General features: G+C 63.5%; 17 protein-coding genes and 1 tRNA gene. 11 read left to right on the forward strand and 7 right to left on the reverse strand.

Annotation, left to right across the window (positions count from 1 at the left end; all coding sequences use genetic code 11):
• Together hmgA and fahA are read left to right on the forward strand one after the other, a co-directional pair.
• Positions 1-1,347: a homogentisate 1,2-dioxygenase gene (hmgA, locus tag ACPPVR_RS02840; protein WP_426612776.1), complete on the forward strand. Its 1,347-nt coding sequence runs from the start codon at positions 1-3 to the stop codon at positions 1,345-1,347.
• 63 nt (positions 1,348-1,410) lie between these two features.
• Entirely contained in the window at positions 1,411-2,682 is a 1,272-nt protein-coding gene (gene fahA, locus ACPPVR_RS02845) for a fumarylacetoacetase (protein WP_426612777.1), read from the forward strand.
• A 113-nt stretch (positions 2,683-2,795) separates the two neighbouring features.
• Here the strand turns inward: fahA and ACPPVR_RS02850 are convergent, their stop codons facing one another.
• Together ACPPVR_RS02850 and ACPPVR_RS02855 are read right to left on the reverse strand one after the other, a co-directional pair.
• The gene (locus tag ACPPVR_RS02850) at positions 2,796-3,107 is read right to left on the reverse strand and encodes a DUF1272 domain-containing protein (protein ID WP_426612778.1); all 312 of its coding nucleotides are present in this window, start codon (positions 3,105-3,107) and stop codon (positions 2,796-2,798) included.
• Positions 3,108-3,181: 74 nt separating this feature from the next.
• Positions 3,182-3,661 carry an Lrp/AsnC family transcriptional regulator gene (locus ACPPVR_RS02855; RefSeq protein WP_426612779.1) on the reverse strand — a complete coding sequence of 160 codons (480 nt, stop codon included), beginning with the start codon at positions 3,659-3,661 and terminating at the stop codon, positions 3,182-3,184.
• Positions 3,662-3,781: 120 nt separating this feature from the next.
• Between ACPPVR_RS02855 and hppD the strand changes: the two genes are divergently transcribed.
• A complete protein-coding gene (hppD, locus tag ACPPVR_RS02860) occupies positions 3,782-4,900 on the forward strand; it encodes a 4-hydroxyphenylpyruvate dioxygenase (protein WP_426612780.1) in 1,119 nt (372 codons plus the stop codon).
• A gap of 91 nt (positions 4,901-4,991) precedes the next feature.
• Here the strand turns inward: hppD and ACPPVR_RS02865 are convergent, their stop codons facing one another.
• The 4 genes from ACPPVR_RS02865 to ACPPVR_RS02880 form a co-directional block, all read right to left on the reverse strand.
• Complete coding sequence (locus tag ACPPVR_RS02865) at positions 4,992-6,110, reverse strand: CaiB/BaiF CoA transferase family protein (protein WP_426612781.1); 1,119 nt, start codon at positions 6,108-6,110, stop codon at positions 4,992-4,994.
• Between the two features lie 204 nt (positions 6,111-6,314).
• A complete protein-coding gene (locus ACPPVR_RS02870) occupies positions 6,315-7,115 on the reverse strand; it encodes an FAD binding domain-containing protein (protein WP_426612782.1) in 801 nt (266 codons plus the stop codon).
• A gap of 14 nt (positions 7,116-7,129) precedes the next feature.
• The gene (locus ACPPVR_RS02875; RefSeq protein ID WP_426612783.1) at positions 7,130-9,472 is read right to left on the reverse strand and encodes a xanthine dehydrogenase family protein molybdopterin-binding subunit; all 2,343 of its coding nucleotides are present in this window, start codon (positions 9,470-9,472) and stop codon (positions 7,130-7,132) included.
• An 85-nt stretch (positions 9,473-9,557) separates the two neighbouring features.
• On the reverse strand, positions 9,558-10,043 hold the full coding sequence (locus ACPPVR_RS02880) for a (2Fe-2S)-binding protein (protein WP_426612784.1): 486 nt from the start codon (positions 10,041-10,043) through the stop codon (positions 9,558-9,560).
• Positions 10,044-10,282: 239 nt separating this feature from the next.
• Here ACPPVR_RS02880 and ACPPVR_RS02885 point away from each other — a divergent pair, with 239 nt between their 5' ends.
• From ACPPVR_RS02885 to ACPPVR_RS02905, 5 genes are all read left to right on the forward strand, one after another.
• On the forward strand, positions 10,283-12,322 hold the full coding sequence (locus tag ACPPVR_RS02885) for a methyl-accepting chemotaxis protein (protein ID WP_426612785.1): 2,040 nt from the start codon (positions 10,283-10,285) through the stop codon (positions 12,320-12,322).
• 187 nt (positions 12,323-12,509) lie between these two features.
• Complete coding sequence (locus tag ACPPVR_RS02890; RefSeq protein WP_426612786.1) at positions 12,510-14,543, forward strand: methyl-accepting chemotaxis protein; 2,034 nt, start codon at positions 12,510-12,512, stop codon at positions 14,541-14,543.
• A gap of 279 nt (positions 14,544-14,822) precedes the next feature.
• Positions 14,823-16,304, forward strand: a complete 1,482-nt coding sequence (locus ACPPVR_RS02895) for an MFS transporter (RefSeq protein WP_426612787.1) — start codon at positions 14,823-14,825, stop codon at positions 16,302-16,304.
• Positions 16,305-16,307: 3 nt separating this feature from the next.
• Positions 16,308-17,129 (forward strand): trehalose-phosphatase, encoded by an 822-nt coding sequence (gene otsB, locus ACPPVR_RS02900; protein WP_426612788.1) that lies wholly within the window; start codon positions 16,308-16,310, stop codon positions 17,127-17,129.
• Between the two features lie 240 nt (positions 17,130-17,369).
• Positions 17,370-18,833, forward strand: coding sequence for a trehalose-6-phosphate synthase (locus ACPPVR_RS02905; protein ID WP_426612789.1), 1,464 nt, complete (start codon positions 17,370-17,372; stop codon positions 18,831-18,833).
• 39 nt (positions 18,834-18,872) lie between these two features.
• Here ACPPVR_RS02905 and ACPPVR_RS02910 read toward each other — a convergent pair whose 3' ends face one another.
• Complete coding sequence (locus ACPPVR_RS02910) at positions 18,873-19,214, reverse strand: hypothetical protein (RefSeq protein WP_426612790.1); 342 nt, start codon at positions 19,212-19,214, stop codon at positions 18,873-18,875.
• A gap of 196 nt (positions 19,215-19,410) precedes the next feature.
• Between ACPPVR_RS02910 and ACPPVR_RS02915 the strand changes: the two genes are divergently transcribed.
• From ACPPVR_RS02915 to ACPPVR_RS02925, 3 genes are all read left to right on the forward strand, one after another.
• A tRNA-Ser gene (locus tag ACPPVR_RS02915) sits at positions 19,411-19,500 on the forward strand.
• A gap of 99 nt (positions 19,501-19,599) precedes the next feature.
• A complete protein-coding gene (locus ACPPVR_RS02920; RefSeq protein WP_426612791.1) occupies positions 19,600-21,177 on the forward strand; it encodes a DUF6538 domain-containing protein in 1,578 nt (525 codons plus the stop codon).
• A gap of 495 nt (positions 21,178-21,672) precedes the next feature.
• Positions 21,673-21,993 carry a hypothetical protein gene (locus ACPPVR_RS02925; RefSeq protein WP_426612792.1) on the forward strand — a complete coding sequence of 107 codons (321 nt, stop codon included), beginning with the start codon at positions 21,673-21,675 and terminating at the stop codon, positions 21,991-21,993.
• The last annotated feature ends 95 nt before the right edge of the window (positions 21,994-22,088 follow it).

A 22,088-nucleotide genomic window follows, 5' to 3' on the forward strand; every position in this document is an offset into this window, starting at 1 on the left:
ATGAACATCAATACCTCGCCTGACCAGATCATCCGGAGCTCGGCGCAGGTGACGCCGGGTTACATGTCCGGCTTCGGCAACAGCTTTGAGACCGAGGCGCTGCCGGGCGCGCTGCCGATCGGGCGCAACTCGCCGCAGCGTTGCGCTTATGGCCTGTACGCCGAGCAGCTGTCGGGTTCGCCCTTCACCGCGCCGCGCGGCACCAATGAGCGGTCCTGGCTCTATCGCATTCGTCCGTCGGTAAGGCACTCAGGTCGCTTCGAGAAGGCTGATGCCGGCCTGTGGCGCTCGGCGCCGTGTCTTGAATATGATCTCCCGATCGCACAGCTGCGCTGGGACCCTGCGCCGATCCCGAAGGAGGACATGACCTTCCTCGGGGGCGTGCAGACCATGACGACCGCCGGTGACGTCAACACCCAGGCCGGTATGGCCGCGCATATCTATCTCATCACCAAGTCGATGGTGGACCAGCACTTCTATAACGCCGACGGCGAGCTGATGTTCGTGCTTCAGCAGGGCAATCTGCGCCTCGTCACCGAGTTCGGCCGCATCGATGCCGAGCCCGGCGAGATCGTGGTGATCCCGCGCGGCGTCAAGTTTCGCGTCGAGAGTCCGAATGGGCCGGCGCGCGGTTATCTCTGCGAGAATTACGGCGGCGCCTTCACGCTGCCGGAGCGTGGGCCGATCGGCGCCAATTGCCTGGCCAACGCGCGCGACTTCCTCACGCCGGTTGCTTATTACGAAGACAAGGACACGCCGACCGAGCTCTACGTGAAATGGGGCGGCGCGCTGTTCAAGACCACGCTGCCGCATTCGCCGATCGACGTCGTCGCCTGGCACGGCAACTATGCGCCGTACAAATACGATTTGCGCACCTTCTCTCCCGTAGGCGCGATCGGCTTCGATCATCCCGATCCGTCGATCTTTACCGTGCTGACCTCGCCGTCGGAGACGGCGGGCACCGCGAATATCGACTTCGTGATCTTCCCGGAGCGCTGGATGGTGGCCGACAACACTTTCCGTCCGCCCTGGTATCACATGAACATCATGAGCGAGTTCATGGGCCTGATCTACGGCGTCTATGATGCCAAGCCGCAAGGCTTTGTGCCAGGCGGCATCAGCTTGCACAATTGCATGCTGCCGCATGGCCCGGACCGCGACGCCTTCGAGCACGCCAGCAACGGCGAGCTGAAGCCGGTCAAGCTGACCGGCACCATGGCCTTCATGTTCGAGACCCGCTACCCGCAGCGCGTGACAGCGCATGCCGCGAACGCGTCCACGCTGCAGGATGACTACGCGGATTGCTGGAAGGGCCTCGAAAAGCGGTTCGATCCGAACCGGCCGTGATGTTTCTGACCCTCCTCCTCCAGGGGAGGGTGATACCGTCGCCGACGCACCCACGGGAAACCAATGCCCCACCCCAACGATCCCAGCCTCCGCTCCTTCATCGAGATCGATCCCGCCTCCGATTTCCCGATCCAGAACCTGCCCTATGGCGTGTTCTCGACCGCGGCCAATCCGACGCCGCGCGTCGGCGTCGCCATCGGCAATTATGTGCTCGATCTCTGGGAGCTCGAGCAGGATTCGCGCCTCGATGTCGGCCCGCTCGGCGTGTTCTCCACGCCCTCGCTCAACCCGTTCATGGCGCTGGGACCAAAAGTCTGGGCCAAGACGCGGGCGCGGATCAGCGAGCTGTTGCGTCACGATCATCCGGAGCTGCGCGACAATGAGGAGCTGCGCAAGCAGGCGCTGGTGCCGATGCGCGATGCAAAACTGCATCTGCCGTTCGCGGTCTCGGGCTATACCGATTTCTATTCCTCGAAGGAGCACGCCACCAATGTCGGTGTGATGTTCCGCGGCAAGGACAACGCGCTGCAGCCGAACTGGCTCTACATGCCGATCGGCTATAACGGCCGCGCCTCCACCGTCGTCGTGTCCGGCACCGAGGTGAAGCGCCCGCGCGGGCAGTTGAAGCCGCCGAATGTCGAGGTGCCTAGCTTTGCGCCGTGCAAGCGGCTCGATTTCGAGCTGGAGATGGGCGTCGTGGTCGGCCAGCCGTCGCCGATGGGCGGAATGCTCACCGAGCAGCAAGCCGAAGAGATGATCTTCGGCTTCGTGCTGCTCAACGACTGGAGCGCGCGCGATATCCAGCAATGGGAATATGTGCCGCTCGGGCCGTTCCTCGCCAAGGCGTTCGCGACCTCGATCAGCCCGTGGGTGGTGACGCGCGAGGCGCTGGAGCCGTTCCGGCTGAAGGGGCCGGAGCAGGAGCCCGCGCCGCTCGGCTATCTCAAGCAGGACAAGCCGCAGAACTATGGCGTCGAGCTCGATGTATCATTGCGCCCCGACGGCGCGAATGCGCCGACGAACATCAGCCGCACCAATTTCAAATACATGTACTGGTCCTCGGTGCAGCAGCTCATGCACCACGCCTCAAGTGGCTGCGCGATGAATGTGGGCGATCTCCTCGGGAGCGGCACCATCTCCGGCCCGGAGAAGAACCAGCGCGGCAGCCTTTTGGAGATCAGCTGGAACGGCACCGAGCCGGTCGAACTGCCCGGCGGCACAAAGCGCACGTTCCTGGAAGACGGCGACAGCCTCGTCATGCGCGGCTGGTGCCAGGGCAACGGCTACCGCGTCGGCTTCGGCGAGGTCGAGGGGACGATTCTGGCGGCGGAGTAGGTTCCGCCGCTGCCACGACCCCCGTCATTGCGAGCGCAGCGAAGCAATCGAGGTCTCTCCGCGGAGGGATTCTGGATTGCTTCGCTACGCTCGCAATGACGCGTGGAGAGAGTTCACCGCTTCTCCGGCGCTACATCCTTGACCCTCGCGCAATGCGCCGCGACCTCCTCCAGGCCGTACTTCAGATGCACCCGCTTGTCCGACGGCGCCTGCTTGGTCGTGCACACGCCCGGCCGCCATTCCTGCGTCGGGCGGATCGGGCGCGGTGCAAAACCGCCGCCGCAGTTCGGGCAGACGTTGGAGAGTTTCGTCTCCACACAGTCCGCACAGAACGTGCATTCATAGGAGCAGATCCGCGCGTCCGTTGCATTCGGCGGCAGGTCGCGATCGCAATATTCGCAGTTCGGTCGAAGCTGGAGGGCCATGGCTGAATCTCCGCAGATTGGCCGGGATCATCGCAGATCGCGCGGGCCGTGCGAATGGCGTAGTTCCCTCAATTTCAGCCAGCCTTCAAATCCTTTAGCGGCAGCTTTGAGCTTTCCTTCAGCCGGTCGAGCACGATCGAGGAGCGCACATGCGCCACACTCTGGTGCGGCATCAGCACGTCGTTGACGAGGTTGGAGAGGCCCTTGAGGTCGCGCAGCACCGCCTTCAGCACGTAATCGGCATCGCCCGTCAGCGAATAAGCCTCCTGGATCTCGTCGATGCGGTTGACCAGCGTGCGGAAGCGTTTGGAGTTGTCGGGCGAGTGGGTGGCGAGACCCACCTGGATGAAGGCAATCACGCCAAAGCCGAGCGCCTCGCTGGAGAGGTCGGCGTGATAGCCTGATATCACCTTCTCCTCCTCCAGCCGCATCCGCCGCCGCGAGCATTGCGAGGCCGACAGCCCCGCGATGTCGGCGAGCTCCTGATTGGTGAGGCGGCCGTCGTCCTGGAGCGCGCCGAGGATCTTGAGGTCGAACGCGTCAATCGGAATCATGCGTCATTCGTCCATTTCGTGCACAGATCATGCATAGGATAGCGAAATCTCGTCTCATTTGCACGCTCCTTGCGCGCCCAATGAAGGATAGTTCTCTCAGCAGCAATTTGGGAGAACACCATGGGTCCGTTTCCGCACGATGAACCGCCGGCCACCATCACCGCCGACAATCCGATGGGCACCGACGGGTTCGAGTTCGTCGAATATGCGCATCCCGATCCGGAACAGCTGCATGCCCTGTTCAAGCTGATGGGTTACGCGCCCGTCGCGCGCCACAAGACCAAGACAATCACGGTCTATCGTCAGGGCGACATCAACTATCTCGTCAACGAGGAGCCCGGCACCCACGGTTACGATTTCGTCGCCGCGCATGGCCCCTGTGCGCCGTCGATGGCGTTTCGCGTGGTCGACGCGAAATTGGCCTATGAGCGCGCGATCGCGCTCGGTGCGCAGCCTGCGGATGCGTCATCCGCCCAGAAGACGCTCGACGTGCCCGCCATCAAGGGCATCGGCGGCAGCCTGCTCTATTTCGTCGATCGCTACGGCGCCAAAGGCTCGGCCTATGAGGCCGAGTTCGAATGGCTCGGCGAACGCGATCCGCGGCCCAATGGCGCCGGCCTGTTCTATCTCGATCACCTCACGCACAACGTCCATCGCGGCCGCATGGATGTCTGGACCGGCTTCTACGAAAGGCTGTTCAACTTCCGCCAGATCCGCTTCTTCGACATCGAAGGCCGCGCTTCGGGCTTGTTTTCGCGCGCGCTGACCAGCCCGGACGGCAAGATTCGGATTCCGATCAACGAGGACGCCGGCGATTCCGGCCAGATCGAGGAATATCTGAAAATCTATCACGGCGAAGGCATCCAGCACATCGCCTGCGGCTGCCGCGACATTTACGGCGCCATCGAAGGCCTGCGTGAGGCCGGCCTGCCGTTCATGCCGGCGCCGCCCGAGACCTATTTCGAGCGGATCGATGCCCGCCTGCCCAAGCACGGCGAGGACCTCGCCCGGCTTCAGAGGAACGGCATCCTGATCGACGGCGAAGGTGTGGTCGACGGCGGCCAGACCAAGGTGCTGCTCCAGATCTTCTCGGCCAACGCGATCGGCCCGATCTTCTTCGAGTTCATCCAGCGCAAGGGCGACGACGGCTTTGGCGAGGGCAATTTCAAGGCGCTGTTTGAATCGATCGAGGAGGATCAGATCCGGCGCGGGGTGTTGAAGGTGGATACGGCGGCTTAAGGCCGCCGCTCGCGTTGGACGCAAGCTGCCGCCACATCACCAGTGTTGTCGCGGCCTTCGCCGGGACGACAACGGAGTCTGTAGCGGAGACCTACCGCTTCCACGCCTTCGTCACAGCGCCAATCTCAGCCCCCTCCGGCTCGCGCACCGCCGATGGAGTCCGCGAGAATCTCGGCGCCGGCGCTGGCTGCTTCACGCCGTGGCGTTCGACGAACACGTTTCGCGCGACCATGTGCGGATGCTCGGTGGCTTCCGACATGGTCAACACCGGCGCGAAACAGATGTCGGTGCCCTCCATGATCTTGCACCAATCTTCGCGGGTCTTGCTCTTGAACACGGCCTGCAGCTTCTCTTTCAGCGCGGGCCAGGCCTTGCGGTCCATCTGGGCGTCGAAATCGGCGTCAGTGAGCCCGGCATGCTCGCGCAGGAGCGCATAGAACTGGGGCTCTATCGAACCGATCGAGACAAAATGGCCGCAGGCGCATTCGTAGACGCCGTAGAAATGTGCGCCGCCGTCGAGAAAATTCTGCACCCGACCCTCGGTCCAGCGACCGATCGTGGTCATGTCGAAAAAGAACGACATCAGCGACGCCGCGCCGTCGCACATCGCGGTGTCGACCACCTGACCCTTGCCGGACTTCTGCGCTTCCAGCAGCGCCGCGAGCACGCCGACGACCATATAGAGTGCGCCGCCGCCGAAATCGCCGACCAGGTTGAGCGGCGGCACCGGTGCTTCCTTGGTGCCGATCGCGGCCAGCGCGCCGGTGATGGAGATGTAGTTGATGTCGTGGCCGGCGGCGTTCGCAAGCGGGCCTTCCTGGCCCCAGCCGGTCATGCGGCCGTAGACGAGTTTTGGATTACGGGCCAGGACCATTTCGGGGCCGAGCCCGAGCCGTTCCATCACGCCGGGACGAAAGCCTTCGACCAGCGCGTCGGCATTGGCGAGCAGGTCGAGCACCTCGGCGATCGCCGCCTTGTCCTTGAGATCGAGCTCGATCACCTTGCGGCCGCGGCCCGCCACCGACTTCATGCTCTTCTTGGCGCCGACCCGGTCGAGCGTGACGACGTCGGCGCCCATGTCGGCCAGCATCATGCAGGCGAACGGACCGGGTCCGATGCCGGCGAATTCGACGATTCGGAAGCCCGAGAGCGGGCCGGAGGTGCGGACGGAAGAGCCTTCTGATTTTTCTTGGGCTGGTTTATCGAGCACGTTGTTGTTTCCTCGGGTCGCGGGCGGATGCCGATGGTCCGGCAAGCCCGGGACGTTCCTCTCTGGGGCGAGTTAATTGGCTGATTAACTTTTCTCGCCTTCGCGCCAGCGAGGCAAGCGGTTTTCATGCATGGGCGCATAATAAAAGCGGCGCGCATTTCTGCGCGCCGCGGAAGATTTGTGTTGAGTCGCTAAGGCGGAACGTTAGCCCGCGGCGGTTACCGCGCGCTGCGCCATGACCTTGATCAGGTTGGCGCGGTACTCTGCTGTGCCGTGGATATCGGCCAGCAGATTGCTCGCCGAAATGCTCACGCCGTCGATCGCTGCCGGCGACCAGTTCGCCTTCAGCGCCGCTTCGATCGCGGGCACCCGCATCACGCCGCTTTGCGAAGCGCCGGTCGCGGCGACACGGATCTCGCCCGATTTCGTCTGCGCCACGAACACGGCGGTGAGCGCGAAGCGCGAGGCCGGATGCCGCATCTTGGCGTAGCCCGCCTTGTGCGGAACCGGGAACGATACGGCGGTGATGATCTCGCCGTCTTCAAGTGCCGTCGTGAACAGGCCCTGGAAGAAGTCCTCCGCCGAGATCGACCGCTTGTTGGTCTTCACGGTGGCACCAAGCGCGAGCAGCGCCGCCGGATAATCCGCGGCGGGATCGTTATTGGCGATCGAACCGCCGATGGTGCCCCGATAACGCACGGCGGGATCGCCGAGCATCGAGGTGAGATGGGCGATCGCGGGGATCGCCTTCTGCACATCGGCGTTCTGCATGATGTCGAAATAGGTCGTACCGGCCTTGATGGTCAGCACGTCACCCGAGAGCTCGACACCTTGCAGCTCCTTGATCTTGCCGAGGTCGATCACGTCAGATGGACTCGCAAGCCGCTGCTTCATGACCGGCAGCAGCGTCTGGCCCCCGGCGAGGAATTTTGCCTCGGTGCCTTTGGCGAACAGGCTGGCCGCTTCGTCGACCGAGGAGGCGCGATGGTAAATGGTCTGGTACATCTTCTCTGCTCCTCTCAAGCCGCGTGGATCGTGCGCCACACCCGATCCGGGGTTGCGGGCATTTCCAGATTGTTCTTGCCAATCGCATCCGTGATCGCGTTGATCACGGCCGCGGAGGCGCCGATTGCGCCGGCCTCACCGCAACCCTTGATGCCGAGCGGATTGCCCGGGCACAGCGTCGTAGTGTGGGAGAGGTTGAACGACGGCAGATCGTCGGCGCGCGGCATGGAGTAATCCATGAACGAGGCCGTCACCGGCTGGCCGTTGGCGTCGTAGATCGCGTGCTCGAGCAGCGCCTGCCCGATGCCCTGGGCAAGGCCGCCATGGACCTGGCCCTCGACGATCATCGGGTTGATCAGCCGACCAAAGTCGTCGGCCGCGACGAAGTTGACGAAGGAGGTCTTGCCGGTGCCGGCATCGACCTCGAGCTCGCAGATATAGGCGCCGGCCGGGAAGGTGAAGTTGGTCGGGTCGTAGAAGGCGCTCTCCTTCAGGCCCGGCTCCATCCCGTCAGGCAGATTGTGCGCCGTGTAGGCCGCGAGCGCGACCATCGGCAGCGCGATCGCCTTGTCGGTGCCGGTGACCTTGAACTCGCCATTCTCGATGACGATGTCGCCCTCGGAGGCTTCCAGCGCATGCGCGGCGATCTTCTTGGCTTTCGCCTCCATCTTCTCCATCGCCTTCAGGATCGCGGTCAGTCCGACGGCCGCGGAGCGCGAGCCGTAGGTGCCCATGCCGAACTGCACCTTGTCGGTGTCGCCATGGACGATCGAGACCTGGCTGATGGGAATGCCGAGACGCTCTGCGACGAGCTGGCAGAACGTGGTCTCGTGACCCTGGCCGTGGCTGTGCGAGCCCGTCAGGATCTCGATGGTGCCGACCGGGTTGACCCGCACTTCGGCGGATTCCCACAGACCGACGCCGGCGCCCAGGCTGCCGACCGCCTTGGACGGCGCGATGCCGCAGGCCTCGATGTAGCAGGACAAACCGATGCCGCGCAGCTTGCCGTCGGCCTTCGCCTTGGCCTTGCGGGCGGGGAAACCTGCATAGTCGATTGCCTTCATTGCGGCGTCGAGCGAGGCATTAAAGTCGCCGACGTCATAGGCCATGATCACGGGCGTCTGATGCGGAAACTCCGTGATGAAGTTTTGCCGGCGCAGCGCGGCCGGATCGACCTTCAACTGCCGCGCCGCCGTCTCCATCAGCCGCTCGATCAGATAGCTCGCCTCGGGGCGGCCGGCACCGCGATAGGCGTCGACCGGCGTGGTGTTGGTGTAGACCCCGACCACCTCGGCATGGATCGCCGGGATGTTGTACTGGCCCGACAGCAGCGTCGCGTAGAGATAGGTCGGCACCGAGGACGAGAACAGCGACATGTAGGCGCCGAAATTGGCGTAGGTCTTCACCTTCAAACCGATGATCTTGTTGTTGGCGTCGAACGCCATTTCGGCATGGGTGACATGGTCGCGGCCATGCGCGTCGGTGAGGAAGGCCTCGGTGCGGTCGCCGGTCCATTTCACCGGACGACCGACCCTCTTCGAGGCCCACAATGCCACCATCTCTTCGGGATAGATGAAGATCTTTGAGCCAAAACCGCCGCCGACGTCGGGTGCGATCACGCGCAGCTTGTGCTCGGGGGCGATGTTGTAGAACGCCGACAGCACGAGGCGGGCGACGTGTGGGTTCTGCGAGGTCGTATAGAGCGTGAAGTGCTCTTCCGCTTCGTCGTAGTCGGCGATCGCCGCGCGCGGCTCCATCGCGTTCGGGGCGAGGCGGTTATTGGTGACATCGAGCTTCACCACATTGGCGGCCTTGGCGAAGGCGGCGTCGGTGGCGCCCTCGTCGCCGATCACCCAGTCATAGACCTGGTTGCCGGGCGCTTCAGGATGAAGCTGCGGCGCGCCGGACTTGATCGCGGCGTGAACATCGGCGACTGCGGGAAGTTCCTCGTAATCGACCACGACAGCTTCCGCCGCGTCGCGCGCCAGATTCTTCGTGTCGGCGATCACGACCGCGACCGCCTGTCCGACAAAGCGCACCGTCTCCGGCGCCATCGCCGGCCATGCGCCCATCTTCATCGGGCTGCCGTCCTTGGAGGTGATGGCCCAGCCGCAGATGAGGTTGCCGACCTTGTCGTCGACGATCTGCTGTCCCGTGAGTACTGCGACCACACCCGGCATTTTCAGCGCGGCGGAGGAGTCGATCCCCTTTACCTTGGCGTGCGCGTGCGGGCTTCTGATGAAATGGGCATGGGTCATGCCCAGCAATTTGATGTCGTCGACGTAGCGGCCCTTGCCGGTAATGAAACGCTTGTCTTCCTTGCGCACGACGCGCGCGCCGATGCCTTCAACACCCATTGTCTGGTCCTCCCGACCGGAAATTATGTGACCGCGCTTTCCATCGAGAGCAGCGGTGGTGGTTGTTCTTTCGAGGCGAGCCGCTCTACTCGGCCGCCTGCGAGACCTTCATGCGTCCGGCTGCATCCAGAACGGCTTTGACGATGTTGTGATAGCCAGTGCAGCGGCAGATGTTGCCTTCGAGTTCGTGGCGCACGGTGGGCTCGTCGAGCTCGCCACCATGGCGGTGCACGATGTCGATCGCCGACATGATCATGCCGGGCGTGCAGTAGCCGCACTGGAGGCCGTGATTGTCGCGGAAGGCGGCCTGCATCGGGTGCAGTTCGTCGCCCTTGGCGATGCCCTCGATGGTGGTGACGTTGGCGCCGTCGGCCTGGCCCGCCAGCATGGTGCAGGATTTCACCGCTTTGCCGTCCACGTGCACGACGCAGGCGCCGCACTGGCTGGTGTCGCAGCCGACATGGGTTCCGGTGAGGTTGAGGTTCTCGCGCAGGAGTTGGACCAGCAGCGTGCGGTCCTCGACGTCGACGGCAACGGCCTTGCCGTTCACCGTCAGTTTGACTGTAGACACGGAATATACCTCCCGGGATTGATTTTGATTGTTTCTAATTAGAGACCGCGGCCCCCGGACTTGGCAACTAGGATTTTGGTCGCCCCGGTCCTGGCTCGTCGGCCTTTGGCCGATAAAGCCCAGGATTGCACCGGCGTGACGAATTTACCGCCCCTTATTCATTCTGCCCTAGTTTTGCGCATCCGGGTCTGGAGGCGGGGCGCCTCCGGACTACGGCTGAATAGAAAATGGGGGTCGGAATGTCCGGGCGTAACGCGTCGCCGTCTAAGCGCACCATATTTCCGACCCTCAGGTTCCGCGCCAAGATCATCCTCGGCTTTGCCGCGGTGCTGGTGATCTCCGCCGGCAGCATGGCCTTCGCCTATTTCGGCTTCGAGCGGGTCTCTTCCGGGGTGGGTGCCTACCGTACCAGCGTCTCGGAGGCTGATCTTGCCCGCAACATCGACCGCGAACTGCTCGCCTACCGTTCGGCCGTCAAATTTTTCGTCGTCACCGGCAAGGAAGATGATGCCAAGGCGGCGCTGGATGCCGAGGTCGGCCTGAAGACCGCCATCGACCAGGCCGTCAAGAGCGCCAAGACGCCAGCGCGGCAGGACAGCCTCGACAAGCTCGCCAAGGAATTTTCGAATTTCTCCGCGACCTTCGCCAAGGTCCTCCAGGCCAAGCGTGACAGCACGCTGTTGGTCCAGAACCAGCTCTCGCGCCAAGCCAATCTGCTGAAGTACAAGCTCGACGACATCGGCAACAATGCCTCGGATGCCGAGGCACAGTCGATCGAGTTTGGGACCAAGCAGGTCAACGCCCAGGTCCAAACCGCAAGTGCGGCGGCGACCAATTTCGTGCTGACGTCCGACCAGGCGATCGCGACCAGCGCGCTGGCCCGGCTCAAATTCGTCGAGAACTCGCTCAGCGCGGTCTATTCCATGGACGACAAGATCGTCGCCGGCCTGAAGGATGCCAAGACCATCCTCGTCGCCTATCGCGAAGCGCTGGAGAAGCTGATCGCCAACGCCAAGATGGTCGACGATCTCGTCACCGAGATGACCGGCTCCGCGGGTGCGATCCTTCGGGGCGCGACTGCCATGAAGGCGGATCTCGTCTCCGAGCAGCAGCGGCTGGAGTCGGAGTCGGAAGCGACCATCGGGAAGACCGAGCAATTGGTGCTGATGCTTGCCGTCGGTGGCACGCTGCTCGGCGCGGTCCTCGCCTTCCTGCTCGGCACCGGCATCTCGCGACCGATGATTGCGATGTGCAAGGCGATGCGCGAGCTGGCCTCGGGAAATTTCGACGTCGTGTTGCCGGGCCTCGGCCGCAAGGATGAGGTCGGCGAGATGGCCGGCGCGGTGGAAGAGTTCAAGGTTCAGGCCGTGGCCAAGGCCGAGCGCGATGCCGCGGCCAGCGAAGCCCAGAACAAGGAACTGGCCACGGCGCGTCGTTCCGAGCTGATCCGTTTTGCCGATGATTTCGAGAGCGCCGTCGGCGCCATCGTGTCGAACGTCTCGGCCTCCGCCGTGCAGCTCGAATCGTCGGCGTCCACGCTGACGCGGACCGCCGAGACCACGCAGACGTTGTCGAGCCAGGTTGCCGGCGTCTCCGAGCAGGCCTCGAGCAACATGCAATCGGTGGCAACCGCGACCGAAGAGCTGTCGGCTTCGGTCGAGGAAATCGGCCGCCAGGTCCGCGACTCCAGCCGCATTGCGGAGGCCGCCGTTGTGCAGGCCAAGGAAACCGATGGCCGCATCGGAAAATTGTCGCATGCCGCCCAGCAGATCGGCGAAGTCGTCAAGCTGATCACGGCGATTGCCGAACAGACCAACCTTCTCGCGCTGAACGCGACCATCGAGGCTGCGCGCGCCGGTGAGGCCGGCCGCGGCTTCGCGGTCGTTGCGAGCGAGGTGAAGTCGCTGGCGAGCCAGACCGCCAGGGCGACCGACGAGATTTCCTCGCATATCACCGGCATGCAGGGCGCCACCGCCGAGTCGGTCGCCGCGATCAAGGAGATCGGCGCGACCATCGGCAAGATCTCGTCGATCTCGACGTCGATCGCCAGCGCAGTGGAAGAGCAGGGCGCCGCGACGCAAGAAATCGCCCGCAGCGTCCAGAATGTCGCCCAGGGTACGCAAACTGCCGCCACCGACATCGGCCAGGTCAACCGCGGCGCGGCCGAGACTGGCTCGGCCTCGGAAGAGGTGCTGAACTCGGCGAAGACATTGTCGTCCGAAAGCACCCGTCTCCGCGCTGAACTCGACCGGTTCATGGGGAATATCAGGGCGGCGTAGGGGCTCTCACTCCATCGTCGTCCCGGCGAAAGCCGGGACGACGGACTGGGCCCGCGTCACCTAACCGCAAGTTGCGGCGCCGCAAATTTACCGCGGCTTATCCTTTGCCAATTACCGTGCATACGAGTCGGGGGGCGGGCTGCTTCCGGGCTGCGCCTGGTTTTCCGCAAATGGAATGGGGTGGGGAATGTCCGTCAAGTCCAAGCCGAACACATCGAAGCTGCTCACCTTGCGTTTTCGCGCAAAAATCATCCTCGGCTTCGTGGCGGTGCTGGCCATCCTCGCCGTCAGCATGGCTTTCGCCTATTTCGGCTTCGAGCGAATCGCTGGCGCCGTGGAATCCTACCGGGCCAGCGTGGCGGAAGCGGACCTGGCGCGGACCGTCGATCGCGACTTGATCAGCTATCAGGGGCTGACCCGGGCCTACACGCTGACTGGCGCCGCGGATGACGAGACTGCGGCCAAGGCGGCCGAAGAGAATCTGAAGGCGGCGATCGCCAAGTCGACGGCGGCCACGACCGGCGCGGCGCGCCGCGAGCAGGTCGGCAAGCTCGATGCCGATTTCCAGCGCTTCACCAAAGTCTTCAGTGAGATCATCACGCTGACGCGCGAGAACGGCAAGATCGCCGCCGATGAGCTGAACAGCGTCGGCAACAAGATCCGCTTCAAGTTCGACGACCTCGCCGACACCGCGGCGCTGGCCGGGCTTGCCTCGGTGCAGACCACGGCCAAGGACATCACCTCGCAATATCTTGCGGTTTCCACCTCGGTCAGCGCGTTCGTCGCCAAGCCGGAGCCGAAGACTGCCGACGGCGTGATTGCGCGCATCAAGTTTCTGGAGACCTTGCTGGTCTCGATCTACGCCAACGACCAGAAGATCACCGACCGCGTCACCGAGATCGGTAATCTGCTGAAGCAGTACCGCGCGTCATTTGGCAAGCTGTCCGACAACGTGAAGATCATCGTCAAGTCGAACGGCGAGATGACCAAGACGGCCGCGTCCATCCTCAAGCTCTCGGGCGAGCTGCGGTCGGAGCTGACCACCGACCAGCAGCGCATCGAGACGAGCGCCAATGCGACCATCGGCGAAACAGAGCGGCTGATGCTGATGCTGGCGCTGGGCGGCCTTGCCGTCGGCGCCGTGCTGGCCCTGATGCTCGGCAACGGCATCTCGCGTCCGATGATCGCGATGTGCAAAGCGATGCACGAGCTCGCCTCCGGCAATTTCGACGTCGTGCTGCCCGGCCTAGGCCGGAAGGACGAGATCGGCGAGATGGCCGGCGCGGTCGAGGAATTCAAAGTGCAGGCCGTGGCCAAGGCCGAGCGCGATGCCGCGGCCAACGAAGCCCAGAACAAGGAGCAGGCCGCAAGCCGCCGCTCCGAGCTAATTCGCTTCGCCGATGATTTCGAGAACGCGGTCGGCGCCATCGTGTCCAACGTCTCGGCCTCGGCCGTGCAGCTTGAATCGTCGGCCTCGACGTTGACGCGGACCGCCGAGACCACGCAGAGCCTGTCGAGCCAGGTTGCCGGCGTGTCGGAGCAAGCCTCGAGCAACATGCAATCGGTGGCAACCGCGACCGAGGAACTGTCGGCTTCGGTCGAGGAGATCGGCCGCCAGGTCCGCGACTCCAGTCGCATTGCGGAGGCCGCCGTGGTGCAGGCCAAGGAAACCGACGGCCGCATTGGCAAGCTGTCCCATGCCGCCCAGCAGATCGGCGAGGTCGTCAAGCTGATCACGGCGATCGCCGAGCAGACCAACCTTCTCGCCCTCAACGCTACCATCGAGGCGGCGCGCGCGGGTGAAGCCGGCCGCGGCTTTGCGGTGGTCGCAAGTGAAGTGAAATCGCTGGCGAGCCAGACGGCCAAGGCGACGGACGAGATTTCCTCCCATATCACGGGCATGCAAGGCGCCACCGCTGAGTCGGTCGCGGCGATCAAGGAGATCGGCGCGACCATCGGCCAGATCTCGTCGATCTCGACGTCCATCGCCAGCGCCGTCGAGCAGCAGGGCGCGGCGACGCAGGAGATCGCCCGCAGCGTCCAGACCGTCGCGCAGGGCACCCAGACCGCCGCCACCGACATCGGCCAGGTCAACCGCGGCGCGGCCGAGACCGGCTCCGCCTCGGAAGAGGTGCTGAACTCAGCCAAATCGCTCTCCAGCGAAAGCACCCGCCTCCGCGCCGAGCTCGACCGGTTCATGGCGAATATCAGGGCGGCGTAAGTTTTCGCTGTCGCGTCACTCTCCGCTGTCGTCCCGGCCTCGTGCGCAACGGCGCACCAGGCCGGGACGACGTGGATGGATCTCACTCCCGCTTCAACTCCACCTTCGCCAGCTTCAATCGCGCGCTCCTTGCGCCCCTCGCGATTTCGCGAATGTGTCATCTTTCTGGCTCGAGCCATGCGTGTGCCCGGACGCAATTCCCACTGGAACCTGCTCTTGCCGCAGGCGTTGTCGCGGGTGGCAGGCGGAATGCCGTACCCCCAATGACCCAACAACGCGATGCAATTGCAGCAAAGCCTGAATTATGGACCTGCGGTCTCGGCGGCGGTCGCAGCCGATCGCATCGTCGAAACTAGCATTCCCGCACGGCTCGACGCGCTGCCCTGGAGCGGCTTCCATACGCGCGTCGTGCTGGCGCTTGGCATCACCTGGATCCTCGACGGTCTCGAAGTGACGCTCGCCGGCGCGCTCTCCGGCGCGCTGAAGCAGAGTCCGGTGCTGCAGTTCTCCAATCTCGATCTCGGCATCGCCAACTCCGCCTATCTTGCCGGCGCGGTGCTCGGCGCGCTCGGCTTCGGCTGGCTGACCGATCGCATCGGCCGCAAAAAGCTGTTCTTCATCACGCTCGCGCTCTATCTCACCGCGACCGCCGCAACCGCGCTGTCGTGGAATATCGCGAGCTACGCGCTGTTTCGATTCCTCACCGGCGCCGGCATCGGCGGCGAATACACCGCGATCAACTCGACCATTCAGGAATTGGTGCCGGCGCGTTATCGGGGTTGGACCGATCTCGTCATCAATGGAAGCTTCTGGATCGGCGCCGCCATGGGGGCAGTCGCCGCCATCGTGCTGCTCGATCCTGCGGTGATCGGTCCCGATCTCGGCTGGCGCGTGGCTTATCTCATCGGTGCGAGCATCGGCCTCGTCGTGCTGTTTATGCGGATGTGGATTCCTGAAAGCCCGCGCTGGCTGATGATTCACGGCCATCCCGAAAAGGCCGAAGAGATTGTCGGCGAGATCGAGCGCTCGGTGGTCGGACATAAGCGGGATGGTGGCGGCGCAGACTTTACCAAGATTCGCATCAAGATGCGCGACCACACGCCGATCGGTGAGGTCGTGCACACGTTGTTCTTTACCTATCGGCAGCGCGCGCTGGTTGGCCTTGTGCTGATGATCGCACAAGCCTTCTTCTACAACGCGATCTTTTTTACCTTTGCGCTGGTGCTGACCGATTTCTACGGCATTAGCGCCGATCATGTCGGTTGGTATCTGCTGCCGTTCGCTGCCGGCAACTTCCTCGGTCCGCTGCTGCTCGGCCGCCTGTTCGACACGCTCGGCCGCCGCACCATGATCATGTTCACCTATGGTGTGTCGGGGGTGCTGCTAGCGCTGTCCGGCTATCTGTTCTCGATCGGCGCGCTGAGCGCGCAAGGACAGACCATCGCCTGGATGATCATCTTCTTCTTTGCTTCACCCGCCGCGAGCGCGGCCTATCTCACCGTCAGCGAGACTTTTCCGCTCGAAATCCGCGCGCTGGCGATCGCAGTGTTCTACGCGATCGGCACCGGCATCGGCGGAGTGATTGGCCCAGCGCTGTTCGGCGCGCTGATCGACACCGGATCACGCAGCAGCGTGTTCGCCGGCTATTTGGTGGGTGCCTTCCTGATGATCGCGGCCGCGATCGTGGCGTGGCGCTATGCCATCTCCGCGGAACGAAAATCGCTCGAAGAAATCGCGCGGCCGCTTGCCTTTATGGAGTAGACTATGAAATCGGAACTCGCTGAAATGCCGATGGTCGATGAACGAACCATGCGCGAAACCAATGAAGCACCGGACGTGGTCCCGGTGCCGCAAGCGCTGGTGCCGCATCTCAATGAGATCGCGATCCTGCTCGACATCGATGGCACGCTGCTGGAATTGATGCCTACGCCGCGCGAGGTCTGGGTGCCGCCGGGCCTGTCGGAGACGCTCAACCGATTGACCGAACTTACATCCGGCGCACTAGCGATGGTGAGCGGCCGTTCGCTCAACGACATCGACTTGATCTTCGCACCCGATGTTTTTCGTGCCGTCGCCGGTCATGGCGCGGAGATGCGCGTGTCGATCGGAAACGAATCTGACGATGTGCACGCGCCGCCGATGGACAAGGAGCTGAAGCGGCGCCTGGCCGCGATCGCCAAGCTCAGCCCGGGCATTCTGCTCGAGGACAAGGGCTATTCGCTGGCGCTGCATTATCGCCTCGCGCCGCATGCGGAAAAGGCGATCTACGAAGCCGTCTCGCTGATCCGCGCTGACCTGCCCAACGCGCCGATCGAAGTTCTGCCCGGCAAATTCGTCTGCGAGATCAAGCATTCCGGTTTCACCAAGGCGACCGGCGTGCGCGCGCTGATGACGCACGAGCCATTCAGGGGGCGCCGTCCGATCTTCATCGGCGACGACGTCACCGATGAGACCGTGTTCGCGATCATGCCCGACATGAACGGGCTCTCTTTCTCGGTCGGCCGCCGCGCGATGGGCGTCAACGGTCACTTCGATGCGCCGAGCGATGTGCGCGCGTTCCTCGCGCGCCTGCTCGACCCGCGGTAAAAGCAAGGCAACGCCACACGTCAGACGTAATGTCGTTCGCGCGGTTCCATTGCGCGCGCGGTTCTTGTTGCGCAACGCGGCCGCAAAAACTGTCTTTGCAGTGAAATTTCCGGGTTCCGCAAGGAAAACCAGTTCCAACGCGCACGCCCGATTTTGGTTTCAATTGGTTGAAACGATGATCAGGAACCATATTGATGAACATAAGTTAAACAGGCTGGAATGAACAGGAGAGGGCGACCTGTGAACTTAGTGGTCGTTTCAAATCGGGTTGCGCGCGGCAAACCCAACGAGCCCATGACGGGCGGCCTTGCGGCTGCGTTGCTCCCGGTCGTGGAGAATTCGGGCGCAATTTGGGTGGGCTCCTCCGGCCGCGTGCGTGATGGCCATCAGAAGGAGCCGTTTGCCGAGATCGAGGCGCTCGGTTCCGGGGCGATCGCCACGCTTGATCTCCCGGCCGCGCATTACGGCGGCTATTACGAAGGCTTTGCCAATTCAGCACTGTGGCCGGCGCTGCATTCGCGCAGCGACCTGATCCGCGTATCGCGCGACGACTATGTCAGCTATCGCGAGGTCAACGCGTTCATGGCGCGCGCCCTGATGCGGTTCCGAAAACCCCAGACCGCGTTCTGGGTGCAGGACTATCACTTCCTCGCCCTCGGTGCCGAGCTGCGCGACCTCGGCGTCGATGACCCGATCGGCTTCTTCTTGCACACGCCTTGGCCCGTGGCCTCGGTGATGCAGGGCGTCCCCAATCACCGCGAGCTGATCACGGCGATGCTGGCCTACGATCTGCTCGGTTTCCAGACCGAAGAGGATTACCAGAACTTCCTTGGCTATGCGGGCGGCGAGCTCGACCTCGCCGTCGAGGATGGGGTTGTGATCTCGCAGCATGGCCGTACGCGCTGCGAAGTCTTTCCGATCGGCATCGATGCGGAAAAATTCGCGCAATATGCCGCGAAATCGGTCTCGCATCCCGACGTGTCGCGGTTGCGCCGCAGCCTCAATGGCGAGCGGCTCGCGATTGGTGTCGACCGGCTCGACTATTCCAAAGGCCTCGTCAACCGCATCAGCGCGTTCGACCGGCTCTGGACCGAGCATCCGCAGTTCTTGCGCAGCATCTCGCTGTTGCAGATCGCGAACCTTTCGCGCGGCGCCATCGAGGCCTATGGCGATCTCCAGAACGAGGTTGCGCGCCTCGTCACCGACGTCAATGGGCGCCATGGTGAGGTCGACTGGACGCCGATCCGCTATCTCAATAAAGGTTTTAGCCAGGCCGTGCTCGCGGGCCTGTATCGCACCGCGCAGGTCGGCGTGGTGACGCCGCTCCATGACGGCATGAACCTCGTCGCCAAGGAATATGTCGCGGCCCAAAATCCGGCCGATCCCGGCGTGCTAGTGCTGTCGAAATTCGCCGGCGCCGCCAACGAGCTCGACGCGGCGCTCCTCGTCAATCCGCACGACATCGACGGCATGGCCCGTGCGATCGCGATTGCGGCCGCGATGCCGCTCGCCGAGCGCAAGATGCGCTGGGACGCAATGATGAAGACACTGCGCGGCCACACCATTCAGCAATGGGCCGCGGATTTCGTCGCCGAGCTAGAGAAGTGCCGCACCGAGAAGGCCGTTGTCGCCCCGCTCGCGGCGCAGCCGCCGCAGGCGCTGCGCTGGCTGAAGTCGGCGATCTCGGGTGTGCGGTTGATCTAGTCCCTCTCCCCGCAAGCGGGGAGAGGTGAATGGCGTGCCTCAATAGCAGTACGACACGCCATCAAGAATCGCGCAGCGCCGCTTGTTCGGCGCGTTCGGATCATCCAGCGGCACCATGCCGTTGCCTTGGCCGACGAACACGCCGGGCCCCACATGCACTGAACTCTTGTTGTCGATGATCACGCTCTGATGCGGCGTGGTGCTTGAGCGCGTCCCGTCAGGCCAGAGGATGGCATCGCCCGAAAGCACCCCGCGCCGCCCGTCGTCGCAGCTCACATCCACCCCTTGGCGGGTGCAGACTTGGGCGGCGGCAGGCCCAGTGAAGGCGACGCCGAGGGCCGAAATCAGGCTCAGCACGGCAGTGGTGTTGCGGATGGTCATGGCGTCCCCGGGCGTGTTCGGTGGTCTCTCATGAATCGTCGCGCCAAACCCACCTCCGGTTCAGCCCGCGGGCAGTTCCGAGGCGTAGCGCGGCGCCTCATATTCGCTATAAAATACAATATCTTACGGAAAATTCACCCGATTTACCTGCGGTCTCTTGCAAAATCACCGGCGCCCCTTCAAGAGAGGGCGCTCCGGAGAGATGGCCGAGTGGCTTAAGGCGCACGCTTGGAAAGCGTGTGTGCGGGAAACCGTACCGTGGGTTCGAATCCCACTCTCTCCGCCATCGGCCTCGCCAATCGCCTGAAACTCCGCGTTTACCTATAAATTAAGGCTTTCCGAAAAGTCCCGGTGGTACACAGGAGTGGTCACCGTGAGACTTGTCGTGATCGGCCCTTGGAAGAATCCGCGTTCAAAGATCTATTGGTTCAGACGTCGCGTTCCGGCGAAATATCGCACGTTCGGAATGCCCGCGGAGATCAAGTTCAGCCTCGGCACCACGGACTTGGAAGAGGCCAAGATCCTCTGCCAGGAAGAAAACCTGAAGCTCGAGCGGCAGTGGCGCGCAAACCTAGCGGGCGAGCAGCCGACGGAGCTCACGCACCTCCAGATCGTCGCGCTCGCCGGCGAATTTTACAAGGAAACGGTTACAACCCGCCGCGACGAGCCCGGTCCTCGGGCCGAGATCGAGAGGTCGTTGAGGGAGCACGCTAAGCGCAAACGGCCTCCGATCGGCCCGCTCGAACCGCACCTGTACATGGCGTTCGGACCCGAAGCGAAGGCGTTCCTGCAGCGGAAGGGAATCCATCTCGTCGGCGACAAGCTTCATTCGTTCATCCGCTCCTATGTCGAGGCCAAAGAGCTCGCCGGGCTGGAATTGCTGCAGAACGCGAAGAAGGACTACACTCCCAACGAGAAGGTCGCCGCACGCTTCCCGGAATACAAGCCGCCGAACCCCGCGAAGAAGTTCGACGTGTTGTGGGCCGAGTTCGTCGATGCGAAGGAGCTGGCGGCGTCGACGCGCAAGAAGTGGGAGCCATATTTCGCGCAACTGATCAAGCGCATCGGCACCGACGACATGAGCCGCGTGACCGAACAGCATCTGCTCGATTGGCGCGACGCGCTGCTGGCGTCGAAGGCGTCGCGGCGGAACGTCAAATTCGGCTACATCGCCGCCGCCCGCGCCTTCTTCCGTTGGGCCAAGAACGAGAAGAGGCTTCCGACCGATCCGGGCGCCGAAGTCTTCGTCACCATTTCCGAGAAAAAGAAAACGAAGAAGGTCGGCTTCGACGATCGGGAGGCCCATACCATCCTCGCGGCCGCGCTCGGCCCGCAGAACGAGCGGATGACCGAGGAGAACGCCGCCGCCCGTCGTTGGGTGCCGTGGCTCTGCGCCTACAGCGGCGCGCGCGTGAACGAGATCACCCAGCTTCGCGCGTGCGACGTGATCGAAAAGGACGGGATCCCGTGCATCCACATCAGACCCGAGGCGGGAACGGTGAAGAACGCCGAGGAGCGAACCGTTCCGCTTCACCCGCATTTGCAGAAGATGGGCTTCGTGGAGTGGGCGCGACGAAAGAAGGGAGATGCCCCGCTGTTCTACGCGATCGAGCGTCAGCGGAAGAAGGATCGCAAGAATCCTACTTACGCCAGCGTCGGCAACAAGCTTGCCGACTGGGTCCGCAACCGTCTTCAGATCCGGAATCCGAAAGTCGCTCCCAACCATGGGTGGCGTCATCGCTTCAAGGAAGTCGGCCTGGGAGTCGACATGAAGGAGCGGGTGCTCGACGCGATCCAGGGGCACGCCCCGCGGACCGAAGGAGAGAAGTACGGCAAGGTAAAACCCCCCGTCATGCTGCGGGAAATACAGAAGCATCCTTGGTACGAAATCGAGGCGCCGACCGCGCCCGTGGACCGTCGGCGCCGCGACCAGAGGCGGACTGACCAGGCCGCCACTCCCTAGGATTCGAATTCGGTCGCTATTGCGAGGGCCTGCCCTGGTTGCGCCCAGCGAGAGAGAGCATTTTGCGCAAGGATTCGAAATAGGGCGCAAGATGGCCGGTGGCACTCGGCGTCGCGACCGGAAGGCCGTCAGGGCGAACAGAATCCGTAGGATTCGATCGCAGACTAGGAGGCAGCGACAGAGTCGAGCTGCGCCGACCGGTTCGCTCGCACCGACAATATCCCGGTCGTCCGGGATGCCGGAGCTATCGGGGCGAGGACCGATCTTGTCCGGATCGGGTTCGCGTCCGCGTTGCACGCTAGGAGGGAAAACCGGATCGGGCGCACGAATACTTGAAAAATTGACAGTACCGGTCCCGGTCCGAAGGTCGTTCAAGGCGTTCGAAGGCTCTTCGGGGCGGTTGAGTTGTTCGATCACGCTTGCGTGATAATGCGGTTTCCGCTTCTGGCGGCGGCCGTCGCACCGGGTGATCGAACGAGATCGGATCGAGCGCACATGAGCAGATCGGGCCACTACAGCGGGGGCAGCACCCTGATCGGGCCAGGCAATAAGTCATGGTTCGGTCAGAAGGAGCAGCGCTGGGAGAAGAACGCCAACGACCGCCGGAGCGAGGAGAAGCTACGCAAACTGAAGGCGGCGGCCAAGAAGCTTCCGAAGCCGCTCCCGCCCTCGCCGAAGCTGCCCGGCATCAAGGCTCAGGAATCGGCCGTCAATCGCAGCGTGGTCGAGGTCTGCCAAGGCGCGGTGCGCGGGAAGGGTGGCAGGGGCGCGATCGCGGTCGAATACGGCACGGTCCGCGGCCGTCCGACACGTTGAGGCATCGACAGGCCGCCCTTGCCATCGCCGCCGGCGGGCCCCCTGCGCGGCCACCGCGCGGCCACGAACCCGGGTGTCCGAAGCCGATTCAGGTG

This window comes from Bradyrhizobium sp. McL0616 (assembly GCF_049993385.1).
Classification (GTDB): domain Bacteria; phylum Pseudomonadota; class Alphaproteobacteria; order Rhizobiales; family Xanthobacteraceae; genus Bradyrhizobium.